This window comes from Paenibacillus sp. R14(2021) (assembly GCF_019431355.1).
In the GTDB taxonomy this organism is placed as follows: Bacteria; Bacillota; Bacilli; order Paenibacillales; family Paenibacillaceae; genus Paenibacillus_Z.
Genome location: NZ_CP080269.1, coordinates 649,273 through 667,828 on the forward strand (window position 1 = coordinate 649,273; position 18,556 = coordinate 667,828).

An 18,556-nucleotide genomic window follows, 5' to 3' on the forward strand; every position below is an offset into this window, starting at 1 on the left:
GGATGGAGTAACGATGCGATATACGATCAAAGTCATGCGTGTCCTTATGCTTCTTGCATTAGTCCTCGCGTTTGCGTTTCCGTTCGCCTGGGTAGTGAGTACTTCGCTGAAAACGTACGTGGAGTCCATCCGATTCCCGCCGGACTTGATTCCGAACATTCCACAATTTACCAACTACAAAACGGCGTGGGTACATATTCATTTCTTCCATTACGCGAAGAATTCAGTCATCATTACGCTCTCGGTTGCATTCGGACAATTGCTCGTTTGCGTGCCGGCTGCTTATGCCTTTGCCAAGAAGAAGTTTAGGTTTTCCGGCATTCTCTTCGCGCTGGTCCTGGTCGACCTGGTGCTGCCCACCCAAGTGAGCTTCGTGCCGATGTACGTGCTGGTCAGTGACTTGCACTGGCTCGACACCTACTGGGGCCTGATCGTTCCGTTTGTTTTCTCGTCATTTACGATTTTCTTCCTGACGCAGGCATTCAAGCAAATTCCTGATGAGTTACTGGACGCCGCTAAGCTTGACCAAGCCTCGGAGCTGCAAATCATTACCCGGCTCATGGTGCCGATCTCGAAGCCATTCCTGCTGACCACGATTTTGTTTACCTGCATCGGCAAATGGAACGACTACTTCTGGCCGCTTGTGCTAACGAATTCGGAATCGGTGCGAACATTGCCGATGACGGTCAAGAGCTTGGTTGCCGATACCCGCGGCGTCACCCATTGGAATGAAGTCATGGCAGGCAACATGATGTTGATTCTCCCGGTTCTGGTTCTCTATCTTGCAGCGAACCGCTTCATTAAGAGTGCTTTCGTATACGGTATTAAGTAACCCTTAATATAAAAAATGAGTGGAGGCTAGCAAACAAATGAAACGGAATGTGAAGTACGCAGCAATGATGGGTATCTTGGCTTCGGCCATCGCCGTAACAGGCTGTTCCAGCGGCACGTCGAACGAATCGGACAATGCGCAAGCCGGAACGAATGCAAATGCGACTAAATCCGATGCAGGCAATGAGAAAGTGAAAGTCGATTTTTGGTCGATCTGGGATCCGACCAACGGCAACGGTAAGCTGATCGCGGACGAAATCGTAAAATTCAACGAACAAAACCCGGATATTGAAATCGTCATGTCGGGTCAAGGCGGGTATGACGGCGTTGCGGAGAAATTGGAAGCTGCGCTCGTTGCCAAAAACACGCCGGTAATCGCCCAAATCGAAGAGTCCTTCCTGGCTCGCTATAATCCGATTGCGGCGGATTTGGGCAAATATATGTCATCGTCTACGATTGCTAATTATAACGAAGGCTTGACTCGTTCGAGCTATGCAGACGGCATGTTCAAGGCGGCGCCTATGAACCGCAGCACACCAATTCTATACATGAACGCTGATTTATTGAAGGCGGCTGGATTGGATCCGAAAGGGCCCAAAACATGGACGGAGCTTCAGGAATATGCCAAAAAACTGAGCAATCCGGCCAAAGGAATCTATGGTTTCTCGGGGTATTGGGATTCCGATGCATGGTACTGGGAGTCTGCGGTTTATTCCTATGGCGGCGAAATGGTCAACAAGGACGGGTCGCAGGTCGTGTTCGATAACGATAAGGGAACCGGCATCATTCAATTGTTCCAAACCATGATTAATGATAAAACGATGCTGAATGCTTACAGCGCCCAGGACAATCAGTCTGATCTGATTAAACAGAACTTCTTCGACGGCAAAGTTGCCATGGATTGGGATTCGATCGGTTCGATGGGCGAACTGATCAAGAACGCCAAGTTCAACGTTGCGGTGGCGTTCCAGCCGCAAGAAGGCGGTAAGAACGTGGTCGTGACCGGTGGTGCGAACATGATCATCATCGACAAAGCAACGGAAGCGCAGAAGAAGGCGGCAGGTAAATTCCTCGACTTCTTGGCGAACGACGAGAACGTTACGAAATTCTTCCAAACCACGGGGTACCTGCCAACGACCAAATCTGCGCTGGAGACACCGGAAATGAAGCAATGGCTGCAAGAAAAACCACAATATCAAGTCGCGATTGACCAGCTGCAATTCGCGCACAGCCGCCCTTGGCAGAAGAATTGGAAAGCCATGTATACGACAATTCTCGAGGATCTGAAGGGCGCCTTGATTGACACGTCGAAGGATCCGAAGGAAGTCGTGCATCATGCGGCAGTAGCAGCACAGCAAATTATTGACGAAAACAAATAACGCGAGTGAGAAGGGAGCACCCTCATGGTAACAAAAAATAGTTTCATGAATGGCGGCAGCTGGTATAAAGGCAACTTGCATGGACATTCCACTTTATCCGACGGCAGGCTGACGCCTGAACAGCTTCGCGAGGCTTACAAGCAGCAAGGGTATCACTTCATTGCGCACTCCGAGCATGATTTCTTCTCCAACTTCGAGGCGGATAATGAGCCGAATTTCATCCTGCTGCCGGCCAGTGAAGTAGGCCTCCGCATGCCGGCAGACGATTGCCGGATCTTCCACCTCCATGTCATTATGGGGACGGACGAGCACCTGGCCGCGGCGACTAAGGAGCCGCTGAAGCATATGGAGCCGATCAAGTGGCCGGATTTTGTAAGCTATGATACGGCTCAGGGGTTCATTGACGATATGACGGCAAGGGGCAACATCGTCATGTTTAACCATCCGCACTGGTCCACGGTCGAATGGGAAGACGTGTACGCACTAGATAACCTGTTTGCGCTGGAGGTCTACAATCATTGCTCGGAATGGATGGAGAACATGGGGAATTCCCGCGTGATGTGGGAGACGCTGCTGCGCAAAGGCAAGAAGCTGTGGGGCACGGCGACGGACGATAATCACAACAATTATCCGCTCTACTCCAAGCAAAATGACTCTTTCGGCGGCTGGGTTGTAGTCAAAGCGCCGGAACTGACGCGCAATGCCGTTGTTCAAGCATTGGTCGAAGGCAGCTTCTACTCCTCGACCGGTCCGGAAATTTACGAGTTCCGCATCGAGAACGACGAAGTGATATTCGAATGTTCGCCGGTGGAGCGCATCTACATGAACGGCGATCTTCGGCAGTATCAAATCGAGCTCGGGGAGAACATCACGTCACTTCGCAAAAAATTGCGCGGCGACGAAAATTTCATTCGAATCGAATGCTATGATAAGAATGGTAAATTCGCGTTTACGAACCCGATTTATTTAAATTAATCGATGGACCCGTAGATCAACCCGGAATACAGATCAGCTGTATTTCGGGTTGATAAATGAATGGAGTAGGTGAAGCTTTGTGCTGCAGGTGGAAAGAATGAGCATGATTTTGGCGGAATTGCATGCCAAGGGCAGGGTAACAGTCAATGAACTCGCCGAGCAATTGAATGTTTCCAAGGTAACGATACGCCGGGACTTGGATACGTTAAGCCGGGAGAATAAGCTGCTTATCGTACATGGAGGAGGCATCAAGCCGAACTTTACCCTGTACGAGGCACCTTATAGCCAGCGCAACGCCATGAATATTGAACAGAAGCAGCGCGTTGGCATGAAAGCAGTTGAATTGATCAACGATTACGATGTGATTGCTTTGGGCGTAGGCACGACTACGATTCAAATCGCCAATCACTTATTCAATAAGAAGAACCTGACGATCATCATCGGGTGCATCCAGGTATTGAACAGTCTGATCGAACGAAAAAAATCAGGATATTTTACGGGCAAGCTTATTTTTCTGGGCGGTGAAATCGATACGGACCAAATGTTCGCATCCGGCTCGATGACGATCGAATTGCTGGAGAAATTCCACATCGACAAAGCCTTCATCGGCGCGAACGGCTATTCGATCACCGATGGAATTACGACTTATGATATCGATGAAGGAAATTTTCTTAAAAAAATGCTTCAACGTTCGAATAAAGTGCATGTCGTCATCGATCATTCAAAAATCGACGTAAAATCCATGTACAAATATGCGGATTACAACGAAATCGATTGCGTCATATGCAATGAAGATCCCCCTATGGATTGGAAAGAAAAGCTTGCATCAGCAAACATAGAATGGGTAAACGCTTAATAAAGGCGATCATCGTGAAGGAAGGTTACGTTCATGCAGCAAGTGCCCAATACGATTGTGGATCAACATGTACATTCTAATTATTCGCCCGATTCGAAAGAAGCCTTGGGTGATATCGTGGCTCATGCCGTAAAGCTGGGGAAACAGGCGGTCGTGACGACGGATCATTTTGATTACGACTGCAAGTATTTTAAGAAAGACGTTCTGATCGATATGGACAGCTATGAACGCGAGGTTGCCGAATTGCGCCAAACGTATGCGATCGATATCCGGAAGGGCATCGAGGTCGGCTACCGCAAAGACTATCATGAAGCCATCAATCAGTATCTGGGTCGCTATTCGTACGATCTGGTGCTTCTTTCCGTGCATAATAACGGCGTGCTCGATTTTGCGGAGGAGGCCTATCACAATCAACCGATGGATCGTATGCTGGAGGATTATTTCTCCCATGTACGCGATGCCGTCGAAAGCATGGATAATTACGATGTGGTTGCCCATCTCGATTACGTCGCTCGTTATACGAAGACGATGATCACCGCCTCGGATTACGAACGCTGCAGAACGGTATTATATGATTTGTTGAAAGCCATCATACGCAAGGACAAAGTGCTCGAGCTGAACACGACCGGACTGTTCCGGCAGGGGTGGATTCATCCGCACGCCTACTTGATTGAAATGTATTTGGATTTGGGCGGGAAATGGTTCTCACTAGGCTCTGACGCCCATCGGATCGACAGCATCGAACAAGGATTTAGCCAAGCGATCGAATTGCTGAACTCGTACCATATTCATGAAGTCGTGCAGTTTCGCGGCCGTGTTCCTCAGCTCGTGACGATATCAGGTTAAGAAGGAAGGACTATTATGCCGCTTAAGAAAAGTCTGAGCTTCAGGAATGACGGCACGTTTAAGATTGTTCAGTTCACCGATCTTCATTGGTCAAGCGGCGGCTTACTGGATATGCGCACTCAATCGCTGATGCAGGAAGTCTTGCGAGAAGAGAAACCCGATCTTGTCGTCTTTACAGGTGATATCGTCTACGCGAACTATAGTGATGATCCCAAGCGCTCCTTTCTTGAAGCGGTCTCCTGCGTAGAATCGGCTGAAATTCCATGGACTGCGGTGTACGGCAATCATGATACGGAGAAAGGCGTCACGCGCGAGGAGCTGATGGAGCTTCAGGTAAACAGCGCCTATTGCCTTTCCGAACCGGGTCCGGAGGAAATCTTCGGGGTCGGCAATTTCATCCTTCCTGTACAGAGCGCTGACGAAAGGACCGTCTTCGCCTTGTATTTTCTCGATTCGGGCAGCCATGCGCCTGCACCAGTGGGAGGCTATGATTGGATTCGTCCCAGTCAGATCAATTGGTATATCCAAAACGCTCGGAAACTTGCCGCCGAATACGGAGAACCAGTACCGTCTCTTGCTTTCTTTCATATTCCCATTCCCGAATACAAGCAGGTGTGGGAAGAAGGCATTTGCTATGGCGTGAAGCATGAGGATTTCATTCCACCCATCATCAACTCTGGGTTCGGCGCAGCCATGCTGGAGCAGCAGGATATGCTTGGCACATTCGCCGGACACGATCATATCAATGATTTTTGCGGTGACTGGTATGGGATCCGCCTCTGCTACGGCAGGGGAACGGGGTACAACGCGTATGGTATGGCCGGGTTTGAACGAGGTGCCAGAGTCATTTTGCTTCGTGAAGGAATCAGAGACTTTGAGACTTGGCTTCGTCTCGAAGGCAATACGGTGGTACGGGAACAGCCGATTCATGCGCCGGAGAAGAATCAGACCGAGCAACCCGCACCCCCACGCTCCAACGATGGCGGCGAGTGGTGGCTATCCGATCTTCGAGCTAGATACGCGTACCATCTGGTGACGAATCGTGAGAAGCTTGAGCCGGCTTCACCGGAAATGATCGAGCTGGCAAGGCTGCTTGCGCCCGAGCTTCATATGGCGGAGAACGAGCCTTATACGCTGCGGGATTGCATAGCCGTCTGTCATCCAGAGGAACCGATCATCGCTTATCATCTGTTCTGGGATAGAGAGACGGGGCAGGGAGAGGCGGATCATCAGTTGATCTGGGTCGGCTATCATCCGCATACGAAGGAATTGACAGAGATAAAATCTTACTTCCATGAGAATATTGTAAGCTCCCCGGAAGCGCTGGCTGAAGCCCAAGCGGCTAATGGCCGGCCTCAAGCTTATATACAATGGGGGATTCATGGAACGTTCCTGACCGGCGGCATTCGTGATGTCACCGTATCTCGACAGTCCAATGGCATTCTGATTACGAATACAGGCTTGGATTCGCTGCAATGCATGTTTGCTGATGCGAAGAGAGGACTGATCAGAGGCGTTCCCATTCGGGAAGGCGAACCATTAAAACCATACTCTGGAGCATTTACAGCCTATATGAATTTCTGCAATCGCGTAGATACCCGGACTTATTTGAATGATGATAATCATGTCATCGTTGCCTGTGAAGCAAATGCCGTAATCAGCCAGGCAGTGCTGCATTACCGATTTATTCCAATGCCGGAATGGCCGGACGATATTCGGGAATAATAGGTTTGATCTTATTGATGGACATTATATCGCTGCAAGCCGCAATTTTTTGCGGCTTTTTGTATGCAGCAAAACTTTATTATTAAATCTGACAGCATCAGCATGAAACGCCTAATTACGACACCCTTCAACATTTAATGAAACGCCGCCGTACTTTTTACAGTATGAATGGCTATAGATAATTTCCAAACGAGGTGTCCGCTCCATGACGAATACAGAAACCGAAGCATATTTAAGAACCGAATTAAGGCAGATTGAACAGTGGGAACACGAACAGAAGGATATCTTCTTCTGGGAAAAACTCGGCAGGCTGCCCTTTGCCATCCTGGACCGAATCACCCCGAAGTTCATCCAGGATAAAATAGGTACAGCTCTTGACGAGCTCGGGGGCTACATCCAGAGCGGCGGGCGTTATCTGATCAGCAAAGAGCAGATGTACCGCAAATTTTTCCCGAATGAAGAAGGGGATCAAGGACCGGCCTTGGAACGAATCGGCCAGCTTCCGCTCGGAAGAATGGATGAGATCGCCAAGCATATTATTGAAACCAGCAGCAAGACGGCGGCAGTGCAAGGCGCAACGACGGGAATCGGAGGCATCTTCACGCTCGTCATCGACATTCCGCTCCTGCTTGGCATCTCGCTTAAAGCGCTGCAGGAGATTGCGATAAGCTACGGCTATGACCCAACCGAACAATCGGAGCGCATATTTATCGTCAAGTGTCTGCAGTTTTCGTCCGCTGACGTCGTCGGTAAGAAAGCCATTCTTGAAGATCTCGCCGCTTTTCATTCGGGTGAGAAGAGTAATCAGGTACTGTCCCAGCTGCAGGGTTGGCGCGAGGTGATGCTGACGTACAGAGACAACTTTGGGTGGAAAAAAATGGTTCAGCTGATACCGATCGCAGGCATGCTATTCGGTGCCTATCTGAACCGCTCCACCCTGCAAGATGTCGCTGAAACAGGTAGAATGATGTATAGGAAGCGCAGAATTCTCGAGAAATTGCATGCTGATAAGTTGCTTTAATACGAAGAGCGAAGGGTAAGCATAAGGTCTTGGCGAATGTTGGGCATGCGTGCGAGATGCCTCCTGCCAATCAGCATTCTAGTATGCCTTTATTATGAGGAACCATTGGGGGGCGTATGCGCTTCCGAGTACCAACGAATACAAAGACGGCGCGATCGGGGCATAGAAGCCCGAGGCGCCGTCTATTTAATATTCGCCAAGAAGTACTTCGCCCACTTAAAAAGCCCTATTTTTCAATCACTACTTGTGCCGCAGGTTTGTCTCTGATCTGGCGGTATGCTGCGCAAATACACATTAGAACTCCTGTTGTAACAAGGACACCGACTGGAAATCCCCATGACCCCCATGCCGGGAATATAAGCGGCATCAGCGAGACGCCGAATGCAACAGGAACAGGAACTTTAAACAATTGACAAAGAATGAATGTAATTAAAATATTTACAATCCCAACCCATATGACTGAACCTGCCAATAAGTGATACACGCTGACTCCAAGAAGAGCTGTAATCGCCAATACAGCCAAGCGAGATGGAACTTGTTTCCAACTAAATTTCTCCGTATGAAAGAGCTCAAAGATAAGAGCGAATACGGGCGGAACGACCAATACATTTAGATTCGTTACGGATGCCAGACCAATTAAGAGGCCTAAAATAATGGTGATTATCACCGTATCCGTTATCTTTCTAAAATGCTGCGGACCATCAGGCAGCTTTGCTCGAGATCGCACGACATAAGCGGCCGACATGATAAGAAACGTAAAGACGGTTGTAGAGATTGCAAAAACATAGTCATGTAAGCCTAAAAAAATCGGCAGCAATGCAGCAGGAATCGTTGGTCCGAAATTAACGCGAAAAATGTGCATGAATATGACAACAATGACAAGTCCTAACCAAATTTTCATCAGAGGAGTCAGGGACAAGAAGTTCAAAGAAGTACCAAAGTATGCAGCTAAGGTTGGAGAAAGCCATAGATGAAGCGGCTTCTTGATCCAATGCGGTACTGGAAACGCCATAACCCCCATGGCCATACCAGCGATTTCCGGGAAGAGAATATCCCTTTTTTGAAGAACAATGGAACCAACAAGCATGAGAATAACCAATATGTAAGCCGTTAAAAAACTTCTGGATTTTAGAGTATTCCAAGTCATTTTGAAGGTTCTCCTTTTCGAGACCAGTTCATTGCGATAACGAAGACGAACTGATTCCTTTTCTCTGCCTTAATATCCACTTGACGGGTGATTTTTATACGCCTTATTAAGCATATTGATGATATATGGTTGGGAACGTTTACAATTGGATCATAGTTCTTGTCTATCGTTTCCATAGACACAATGATATTGATCTATGATTTTGATTTTCATACAATGAGGCAACAGAAGAAAGTCGGCCAAATCGGATGGAGAACGACAAGCGGTTTAATATAGACGTTGTTACGACGACATAGCACGATTGCTCTCTGAAAACATAGGAAGTGGTGACCGTCCATGCAACCCAGGGCTGCAGTACAGCAAGAAATTAGAGGCATCGGTTCTATTCAATTCTTACCCGTTAACCTATTTGCGTCGGTTATGGGGATTTCAGGTCTTTCATTGGCTTGGAGAGAGGCAAGCAAGCTATTCGGGACTTCCACTGTCCTCGCTGATATTATTGGCATTATTGCGGTTTTGATTTTTATCGCCTTAAGCATAGGCTATATTTCAAAATGGTTTCTTTACCCGCATAAAGTGAAAGGTGAGTTTACGCATCCCGTGGTGGGGAATTTCTTCGGAACGATCACGATCGCGATACTCTTACTTTCGTCAGTGGTGGGTGTCTACAGTGAAAAAACGGGCCAAGCGGTATGGATCATCGGAACTGCGTTGGCGATAGCTCTTTGTTTTGTTTTCGTTACACGGTTGTTGAACGGGAATCATGAGCCGGTAAATAAGGTTCCGGCTTCGCTAGTCCCTGTGGTAGGCACACTTGATATTTCGGTTGCCGGAGGGACGATGCCGTTCCCATGGGCGCATGAAATTAATTTGTTTTCCCTTGCAGTCGGGGGAACCGTGGCTTTGGTATACTTCACGTTGATTTTGTCCAGATTGATTCATCATGCGCCAATGCCGGCAGGATTAACGCCTTCCATGATCATCATGATTGCGCCTTTTGAGGTCGGTTTTCTTGGCTATACGAACTTTGAGCAGCGGATTGATCAGTTCGCATCCATTTTGTTTTACTTCGGTCTGTTCTTGTTCATCGTTTTATTCTTCAAAGTATTCAAAAAGTCTATTCCGTTCGGCGCTTCCTGGTGGGGCGTAAGCTTTCCGATGGCTGCTCTCACTAATGCCGCTTTAAAATACGCTTTATTCGTGGATTCTTGGCTGCTGATCGCCATTGCCGCGGTTATTCTGGCTTTGCTCAGTATCGTTGTGGTTGTTCTCTTTGTTCGAACGATGAAAATTTTGTTTAATGGCACTCTGCTTAGAGGGTAATCCTATCGATTCGGAACACGCGGTGGAGGAAGGATGGAGTGAAATGAACATCACTAGACTTCAATTTGACGTCGATTTTGATAATGCTATATTCTTCAGTCAATATGTGATGGTTGTAACGGATGAGAAAATCTCGGGCGGCGGATTGCTAGAAGGTTACGACGAGAATAGCGTTTGGATAAATGGCAATCAGCATTCACGCTCACATTCCTCTTTCATTCAGATGCCTCCACCTCAAGTGCAGATCGATTTTGCGAAATGATTCATAGGAATCGCTTCGTCTGAGCGAAGAGAACCGCCGGCCTAGACATTAGAGAACTGACAAACAGGCGAACAACTTCGCTTAGCAGACCCGGGAGCATATACGACACTTAGGGTTGGAGCCCTGTTACCAAAAAGTCCCTCTTTACGGAGGGATTTTTTATTGCTCGTATAGGGATGATAGAGAACCACAACATCCAAATTCTGGTTGACGCTATCCTAAAGCCCGTGATATAGTCTCTTTATTCAAGTTCCAATTTCGAGTGAACAAACAAAGGAGGTCGTCACGATGGCAAGCCCAATTGCTCCAATCCAAACCAACTGCATAGGCTTGTATCCATTGGCTGACCCTGCCGTGCGTATGCGTTAATTTCCCCTACATACCTCGCTCCAGGCGGTTGCGCCTGGAGTTTTTCTATTTCTTCTCCAGGTCCTCGTCTGCACGGTCACGGTCACGCCGCGATTGCACTTCAGAAAGGGGCTCTTCGCCACCATGCTGCAAAAACAAAAACGCAAACCAAAACCATCCATGTCCTGGCTTCTCCAGTACTTGCGTCCCGTCAAATGGCGGATGCTCGCACTGCTGCTCTTGCTGCTGGTGACGACGGTACTGCAGCTCCTGAATCCGCAGATCGTTAAGCGCTTCATTGACCAAGCGACCGGCTCGGGAAGTGTCTCCAGCCTGCTGTCGCTAGCGGGGCTGTACCTCGTCGTTGCCGTGCTCAATCAAGTGTTCACGGTATCGGTCGACTACCTGGGGAACGACGTCTCCTGGCGGGCGACCAACCAGATACGGGCCAACCTGCTCAAGCATACACTCCGGCTCGATATGAGGTTCCACAACGTAAAGACACCGGGAGAAATGATTGAACGAATCGACGGCGACGTGACCAACATGTCGAACTTCTTCGCGATGTTCATCGCCAAGATCGTGGGCAGCTTCGTCTTGCTCGCGGGTATTCTTGGCTATATGTTCGTCTATAACTGGCCAATTGCCGCGACGATGACGGCCTTCACCTGCCTGTCGATCGGCATCATGTTCGGAATCCGCGACATGGGCGTGAGTGCTTCCCAATCGGAACGCCAAGCGAACGCAGCCCTCTTCGGCCTGATCGAGGAGCGGATCTCGGGCATTGAAGACGTACAAGCGAACGGTGGCGTACCGCGCCTCATGAATCGTTATCACCGGGCGATGCGGGCGGTCTTCCTCTCCGGACGCAGGGCTTGGATGCTCCGAGTCATGCCTTGGAACGTCACGGTCGTGATGTTTACGATTGCCGTCACCGTCGTGCTGATGATTAGCGTCCGCATGTACCTGCAGGGGCAGATCACGCTCGGCATGCTATTTCTCTTTTTCCAATACACCCAGATGCTGAATGATCCGATCGAACAGCTCGGTGATCAGCTGCAGGAGTTCCAGAAGGCGAAGTCCGGCATGCGCCGTGCGCAAGAGCTGCTCTCGCTGCGAAGCGAGATCGCGGATGGCGATGACGACGAGCTGCCGCAAGGCCCGCTATCCGTATCGTTCGAGCAGGTTAACTTCAGCTACAATGAGGATCAGCCTATCCTGCACGACATCAGCTTCAATCTGAAGCCTGGGGAGCGGCTTGGCCTCATCGGAAGGACCGGCAGCGGCAAGTCGAGCATCAGTCGGCTGCTGCTCAGGCTGTATAATTTGGACAGCGGTCTCATTCGGGTAGGCGGGGTGGATATCCGTTCCCTGCGCTTGGAGTCGCTGTATCGCAGGGTCGGCATGGTCACGCAGGACGTGCAGCTCTTTGACGGAACACTTCGCGATAACCTGACGCTGTTCAATCCGCACCTATCGGACGAAGAGATCCTAGAGACGACCGAACGGCTTGGGCTGCGTCCTTGGATCGAGGCGATGCCACAGGGGCTGGATTCGCGCCTCTCCGCCGGAGGAGCTTCGCTCTCCGCGGGGGAAGCGCAGCTGTTCGCGCTGACGCGGGTATTCCTAACCCAGCCAAGTCTGGTCATTCTCGACGAACCGTCCTCGCGGCTTGATGCCGCGACGGAGGCGATCCTGCAGACGGCCGTGGATCAACTGCTGGAGCGGTGCACGGGAATCGTGATCGCTCATCGGCTGGCCACGCTGGACCAAGTCGACAAGATTATGGTGCTGCGCCAAGGCCGCGTCATCGAGTTCGGCGCGAGAGCTGCCTTGGCGCAGGATCCTGCATCGGAATATGGCCAGCTGCTGCGAGCCAACCGAGAGGAGGAATTGGCATGACCGTCACGCAATTCATGGGGAGATTGTTTCGATACAACCCCATACTATATCTTGTAAATGCCCTGCTATGGGGATTCTTCCACGCGATGCCGGTCGGCATCGGGCTAGGGATGAAATGGTTCTTCGACAGGGCGACGACCCAGTCCCACGATTACCTGTGGCTTGCGCTGCCGCTGATCGTCGTCGCGGTTGTCCGCTTCTCCAGAGTCGGCATGTTTTTTATCGCCTTTTTCAAATGGGTGACGTATATCTATCACCTCCAAGCCGTTCTGCGCCGCAATATGCTGGCCGGTATCATGCGCTGGCCCGGACGCAATCTGCCGGCCTCTCCCGGCGAAGCAATGACTCGTTTTCGGGAAGACGTCGACGAAGTCGTCGAATACGTGGAGTCCTGGGTGGATTTCTGGGGCCGCGTGATCTACGCGGTCACCTGCATCGTAATCATGGCCCGCATCAATTGGCAGATCACGATCGTGGCCATCCTCCCGCTCGTCGTCGTCACGCTGTTTAACAACCTGTCAGGCAACCGGGCGAGACGGTATTCCCGGCTGAACCGGGAAGCGACCGGCCGGATCACCGGCTTCATCGCGGAGACATTCGGCGCCGTGCAGGCGGTAAAGCTCGGACAGGCAGAGGATCACGTGCTGAACCGGTTCCTCCAGCTGAACGAGAGCCGGCGGAAGGCGGCCTTGCGGGACAATCTGTTCAAGCAGTGGATGAGATCGCTTAACCAGCATGTGCTCAGCATCTGCACGGGCGTTATCCTCCTGATGTGCGCCGCGGAGATGAAGGCGGGCCGCTTCACCGTCGGCGATATTGCGCTCTTCACGTCCTACCTAAGCACGTTTGCGTTCAGCGTTTCACTATTCGGTTACATGATCTTTCAACACAAGCGGCTGCGCGTTGCGCTCGACCGGATGCGGATTCTGTTCCGACCGGGCGAGGAGGACCGCATCGCGGAGCATAGCGAGATTCATCTGTACGGCGATCCCCCGGAGATCGAAGCTCCTGACGCGAACGAGGATGATCGACTACAAAGCCTAGAGGTTCGCGGCTTGTCCTATACGTATCCGAACTCGGAGAATGGGATCCGGGACGTCGGCTTCCGCTTGGAGCGCGGCAAGTTCCTGGTCGTCACTGGCCGGATCGGCTCGGGCAAATCAACACTCGTCCGCACGCTCCTCGGCCTCCTGCCGAAATCGGACGGCACCATACGATGGAACGGGAGGTTAATAGAAGACCCGGCTGCCTTCTTGAAGCCGCCGAGGACGTCCTATACACCTCAAGTGCCGAGGCTGTTCAGCGACACGCTGGGGGAGAACATCACGCAAGGCAGCTCCGTCCCGCCGGACGCACTGGACCGCGTCATCCGCCTGGCCGTCATGGAGCAGGACCTTCAAATGTTGGAAAACGGGCTTGAGACGTTCGTCGGCCCCCGCGGCGTCATGCTCTCCGGCGGACAGATCCAGCGTGCTGCCACGGCTCGAATGCTTATGACGCAGTCAGACGTATTCATCTTCGACGATCTATCTAGCGCGCTAGACGTCGAAACGGAGAAGGTATTGTGGGAGCGGCTGTTTCAGGAACAGGACGTGACCTGCATAGCGGTATCTCATCGCAGAGCGGCGCTGGCGCGCGCCGATCACATCCTTGTCATAAAGGACGGACGGGTCGAAGCAGAGGGCACGCTGTCCGAGCTGCTTGCGACCAGCGCGGAAATGCAGCTGTTATGGCAGGGCGAGGAGTCAAGAGGGGACGCCGAGAAGGAAGAGGCCGAGCAGCCGGCGTAAGATAGCAAAACATTCCCTTGATCGGTATACGGACCGGATTCAAAATTATTATGCTAAATATTGTCTCGCTTATGGCCGCGAATCTGCGGCCTTTTTGCGTAGTAGAGCACGTAATTGGACACATCCGGCAAAACCGGTTAAAAAGTATGGTGCAGGTATAACTAGGGTCGCATCTATCGATTATCGGTAGACGCGATTTTTTTTATGTCGTGCAGCGTTGAACGAAAACAAAAGAGAGCGATTTCGGTAAAAGATGTTAATAGGTTTGTCCCGTCGTACTTGATGATGGAATCTGTATTTTCTCCGGTTAAAATCCGTCAAGCCTAGGGTTGTGCCGAAAGTCAGGCGAGCGCAAAATGGGGAACGAAGGAGGTGAGCGTTTTCGAAGGAACCTAGGCATGATTATCCTGCATCTTATTTTAAAGGAGGAACATGAATGTCCAAACGAAGGAACAAGTCTATATTCGCCGTCTTGCTCGGTTTCCTGATCCTGCTGGGTACGCTGCCGCTCGGCGCGGCTACGGCTTCGGCGGCTACGGCGTTCTCGAGCGTCGCAATGAACACGGCGACTCCGGCGATGTACGACAAGTTCGAAATGACGTTTGATTTGAGCGCGACCTACAGCAATCCGTTCAATCCGGACGAAGTCGACGTCCGTGCGTATTTCACGACGCCAAGCGGCCAAACGGAGGTGGTGCCCGGCTTCTACAGGGGCGGTTCATCGTCGAAATGGGCGGTACGCTACTCGCCTCGGCAGAGCGGTACGCACAGCGTCTACTTGAAGGTGACGGACGGCAGCGGCACGGGACAATCCCAGACGTATACGTTTACGGCCGGAGCCGCCGGGACTAACCGCGGCTTCATGGGCGTGAGCGGCAGCCGGTTTACCGATAGCTTCGGCAAGCAGCTGACCCTGATCGGCACGAACTACGCATGGGGCGCGCCGAGCGAGATATTGGCCGCGATGCCGCAGTACGGCGCAGCCAAAATGAACCTGATGCGGGTCTGGTACAGCGTATGGTGGGGTAATTACGCGCCGGAATGGGGACCTACCGTAACGACGCAAAACGGTATTACGATGAGCTATGACGGCATCGGCAAATACCAGCTCGACAATCAAGCCCGTATGGATACGCTTATCGATACCGCTTCGGCGAACGGCATCTATGTCATGCTGACGATGAACAGCTTCGGCGACTTCTATTACGACTGGCCGCAGAACGCATACAATACGGCGAACGGCGGACCTTCGCAGTGGACCGAAAACAACACGGATTTCTGGACGAACACGTCGGCGATCAATTACCAGAAGAAGCTGCTGCGCTATGTGTTCGCACGCTGGGGGTATAGCCGCGCGCTCGGCATGCTGGAATATTGGAACGAGTCGGATAACCGCGTAGATACAAGCGCGGCGACGCGTGCCGCCTGGCACAGCACGGTAGACGGATACTGGAAGAGCCTCGACTTCTATCATCACCCGACGACGACGAGCTTCGCTTGGAAGGACCATCAGGAATTCAACCAACCGTCGTGGGAAAGCCTGACGACACTCGACACCACCAATTTCCACCTGTATGACGGGGGCTCGAACGTCATCGATAAATGGGAGAACGAGCTGAAGCATTTCCGCACCGATTTCGGCGGGCGTCCCGCCTTCGTCGGGGAATACGGCATCAACGGGGGCGGCGAAGATCCGAACGATGCGGCCGTGCAGCGATACGTGCATGACGGCCTCTGGGCACCGATCTTCCGTGCCGGCGCGGCCGGCGGCAACCTGTGGTGGGAGTTCGCCGGCAGCACCGGCTTCAATGTCCCGGCAAACATCAAAGGGCTGCATACGGCGCTCGCGAACGTCGTCCAACCGGAGGAGGCCTATTTGAACAATATGCCGTTCACGGATTACGGCGCGCAGGCTAATAGCACGAAGGTTGGCGGTTACAAGAACGCGGACCGGGCGCTTCTCTGGATCAACGACACGCAAGCCAACTATACGGTAGCGAGCCCGCGTACGGTCAGCGGCATGTCTTTCGCGCTCTCGGGCGTCAACAACGGCACGTACGACGTGACCTATTACAACACGGTCACCGGAGCGTCCGTCTTGCAGACGACAGCGAGCGCGTCGGGCGGCAGCCTGACATTGGCCGGCATACCGGCGTTTACCCGCGACATCGCCGTCAAAGCAGTTCGGCAGGGAAGCACGGTGCCCGATACACAGGCACCATCCGCGCCGGCGAATCTGACAGCGCCGGCTAAGACCGACACGACCGTCAGTTTGGCATGGACGGCTTCGACGGACAACGTCGGCGTCGCCGGCTACGACGTCTACCGCGGCACGACGCTAGCCGGATCGACGACGGGAGCGACATCGCTGACCGTGACCGGCTTGACGGCAGGCACCGCGTACAGCTTCACGGTCAAGGCGCGCGATGCGGCCGGCAATGTCTCGGCAGCAAGTACGGCGCTTTCCGTCACGACGAACCCGCCGGACACGACGGCGCCGAGCGCGCCGACGGGATTGGCGTCACCTTCGAAGAGCGATACGACGGTCGACCTGACTTGGAACGCTTCGACGGACAACGTCGGCGTCACTGCCTATGACATTTACCGTAATGGCACGCTTGCCGGGTCGGCCAGCGGCGGAACAACGTCGTTTACCGTAACCGGCCTTACCGCGAGCACGGCTTATTCGTTCACGGTGAAGGCGCGCGACGCCGCGGGCAACGTATCGGCGGCCAGCGGCGCCGTCAGCATCACGACGCTGCCGCCGATCGCGCCGAACCTGCTGCTGAACGCCGGATTCGAACAAGACGACGGGTTCGGCCGTCCAAACCTCTGGACGTGCGAGCAGACCTATTACTGCTCCCGCGATACGTCCGTGAAACGCACCGGAAGCGCCTCGTTCAAGCTGAGCGGCACGGCCGGCGCTTGGTTCGGCTTCTACCAGGACGCTGCGGCTTCGGCCGGCACGGCCTATACGTTCGATGGTTACATGAACGTCGCGTCCAACACAGGGAGCACGCTTGAGGTGCGCGTCCGTTTCCTCGACGGCGCAGGCGGTACGATCGGTGACAATCTCGTCGCGTCGGCCACATCGACGACATCGGGCTTCGTCAACGCGCACGGCACGTATACGGCCCCGTCCGGCACGCAGACGGCGCGCATCTACGTGTATGTCAAAGATTTTCGCGGGACGATGTATTTCGACGACTTCAGTTTAACCGGCGGCTCGGGTTCCGGAACCGACACGCAGGCGCCGACGGCACCGACCGGGCTGACGTCGCCGTCGAAGACCGAAACGACCGTCTCGTTGTCATGGATGGCGTCGACCGACAACGTAGGCGTGACCGGCTACGACGTTTATCGGGGCACGACGCTGGCCGGTTCTACGACCGGTACATCTTACACGGCGACCGGCCTCACGGCGGGAACGGCCTACAGCTTCACGGTCAAGGCGAAGGACGCCGCCGGCAACGTCTCCGCTGCCAGCGCCGCGCTTGCGGTGACGACTAATACGTCGCAGCAGCCCGCCTGGGATCCGGGCGTCCAATACAAGTTCGTTAACCGCAGCAGCGGCATGGTGCTTGACGTCAGCGGCGCCTCCACGAGCTCCGGCGCGAGCATTGTCCAGCTTACTCCCGGAAGCGGCAGCAGCCAGAAGTGGAACATGATTACGACTAGCAGCGGGCTCAAGATCATCAATGCGAATTCAAGCAATAATCTGGACGTGAGCGGCGGATCCGCAAGCGATGGGGCGAGTGTCATCCAGTGGTGGGATAACGGCGGCAATAACCAGCGGTGGACGATCGTTGGCGTCGGAGGCGGATATTACAAAGTAATCAACGTCGGCAGCGGCAAAACGCTCGACGTCAGCGGCGGCTCCTCGGCCAGTGGAGCCGGTATCGTGCAGATGACCGATACCGGCTCAGCGAGCCAGCAGTGGAGCATCGTACCGGCATAACAAGCTGCGCAACTCGGCAGTCACGCTGTGCTCATTCATTCGCAGACTAGTAACCCTCCAAGAGGTCGGATCGGGCAGCAAGCCCGATTCGGCCTCTTTTTCGCACGCAACATGCTTGCTGCTGCCTTTACCCTCGCGCCAGAGCCCGTTTCCTGCTTACCGTATGCTCTCTTTTGTAGGGTAACGAGGTTCG

General features: G+C 52.8%; 13 protein-coding genes. 12 read left to right on the top strand and 1 reads right to left on the bottom strand.

Annotated elements, in window-relative coordinates; all coding sequences use genetic code 11:
- Positions 1 to 13 precede the first annotated feature (13 nt).
- From KXU80_RS03355 to KXU80_RS03385, 7 genes are all read left to right on the top strand, one after another.
- Positions 14 to 832 (top strand): carbohydrate ABC transporter permease, encoded by an 819-nt coding sequence (locus tag KXU80_RS03355; protein WP_219836886.1) that lies wholly within the window; start codon positions 14 to 16, stop codon positions 830 to 832.
- Between the two features lie 37 nt (positions 833 to 869).
- Entirely contained in the window at positions 870 to 2,210 is a 1,341-nt protein-coding gene (locus tag KXU80_RS03360; RefSeq protein ID WP_219836887.1) for an ABC transporter substrate-binding protein, read from the top strand.
- A 24-nt stretch (positions 2,211 to 2,234) separates the two neighbouring features.
- Complete coding sequence (locus KXU80_RS03365; RefSeq protein ID WP_219836888.1) at positions 2,235 to 3,185, top strand: CehA/McbA family metallohydrolase; 951 nt, start codon at positions 2,235 to 2,237, stop codon at positions 3,183 to 3,185.
- Between the two features lie 97 nt (positions 3,186 to 3,282).
- On the top strand, positions 3,283 to 4,041 hold the full coding sequence (locus KXU80_RS03370; RefSeq protein ID WP_219836889.1) for a DeoR/GlpR family DNA-binding transcription regulator: 759 nt from the start codon (positions 3,283 to 3,285) through the stop codon (positions 4,039 to 4,041).
- Positions 4,042 to 4,074: 33 nt separating this feature from the next.
- On the top strand, positions 4,075 to 4,887 hold the full coding sequence (locus KXU80_RS03375) for a histidinol-phosphatase HisJ family protein (RefSeq protein ID WP_219836890.1): 813 nt from the start codon (positions 4,075 to 4,077) through the stop codon (positions 4,885 to 4,887).
- 15 nt (positions 4,888 to 4,902) lie between these two features.
- Complete coding sequence (locus KXU80_RS28260) at positions 4,903 to 6,612, top strand: metallophosphoesterase family protein (RefSeq protein WP_219836891.1); 1,710 nt, start codon at positions 4,903 to 4,905, stop codon at positions 6,610 to 6,612.
- Between the two features lie 205 nt (positions 6,613 to 6,817).
- Complete coding sequence (locus KXU80_RS03385; protein ID WP_219836892.1) at positions 6,818 to 7,633, top strand: EcsC family protein; 816 nt, start codon at positions 6,818 to 6,820, stop codon at positions 7,631 to 7,633.
- A gap of 226 nt (positions 7,634 to 7,859) precedes the next feature.
- Here the strand turns inward: KXU80_RS03385 and KXU80_RS03390 are convergent, their stop codons facing one another.
- On the bottom strand, positions 7,860 to 8,780 hold the full coding sequence (locus KXU80_RS03390; protein WP_219836893.1) for a hypothetical protein: 921 nt from the start codon (positions 8,778 to 8,780) through the stop codon (positions 7,860 to 7,862).
- A 336-nt stretch (positions 8,781 to 9,116) separates the two neighbouring features.
- Here KXU80_RS03390 and KXU80_RS03395 point away from each other — a divergent pair, with 336 nt between their 5' ends.
- The 5 genes from KXU80_RS03395 to KXU80_RS27795 all read left to right on the top strand — a co-directional run bounded on the left by KXU80_RS03395 (position 9,117) and on the right by KXU80_RS27795 (position 18,363).
- Complete coding sequence (locus KXU80_RS03395; protein ID WP_219836894.1) at positions 9,117 to 10,103, top strand: SLAC1 anion channel family protein; 987 nt, start codon at positions 9,117 to 9,119, stop codon at positions 10,101 to 10,103.
- A 43-nt stretch (positions 10,104 to 10,146) separates the two neighbouring features.
- Complete coding sequence (locus KXU80_RS03400) at positions 10,147 to 10,365, top strand: hypothetical protein (RefSeq protein ID WP_219836895.1); 219 nt, start codon at positions 10,147 to 10,149, stop codon at positions 10,363 to 10,365.
- A gap of 492 nt (positions 10,366 to 10,857) precedes the next feature.
- Positions 10,858 to 12,615, top strand: a complete 1,758-nt coding sequence (locus KXU80_RS03405) for an ABC transporter ATP-binding protein (protein WP_219836896.1) — start codon at positions 10,858 to 10,860, stop codon at positions 12,613 to 12,615.
- Positions 12,612 to 14,405, top strand: coding sequence for an ABC transporter ATP-binding protein (locus KXU80_RS03410; protein WP_219836897.1), 1,794 nt, complete (start codon positions 12,612 to 12,614; stop codon positions 14,403 to 14,405). The genes KXU80_RS03405 and KXU80_RS03410 overlap by 4 nt, the downstream gene beginning before the upstream one ends.
- 436 nt (positions 14,406 to 14,841) lie before the next feature.
- Positions 14,842 to 18,363 carry a fibronectin type III domain-containing protein gene (locus tag KXU80_RS27795; RefSeq protein WP_258171224.1) on the top strand — a complete coding sequence of 1,174 codons (3,522 nt, stop codon included), beginning with the start codon at positions 14,842 to 14,844 and terminating at the stop codon, positions 18,361 to 18,363.
- Positions 18,364 to 18,556: the final 193 nt, after the last annotated feature.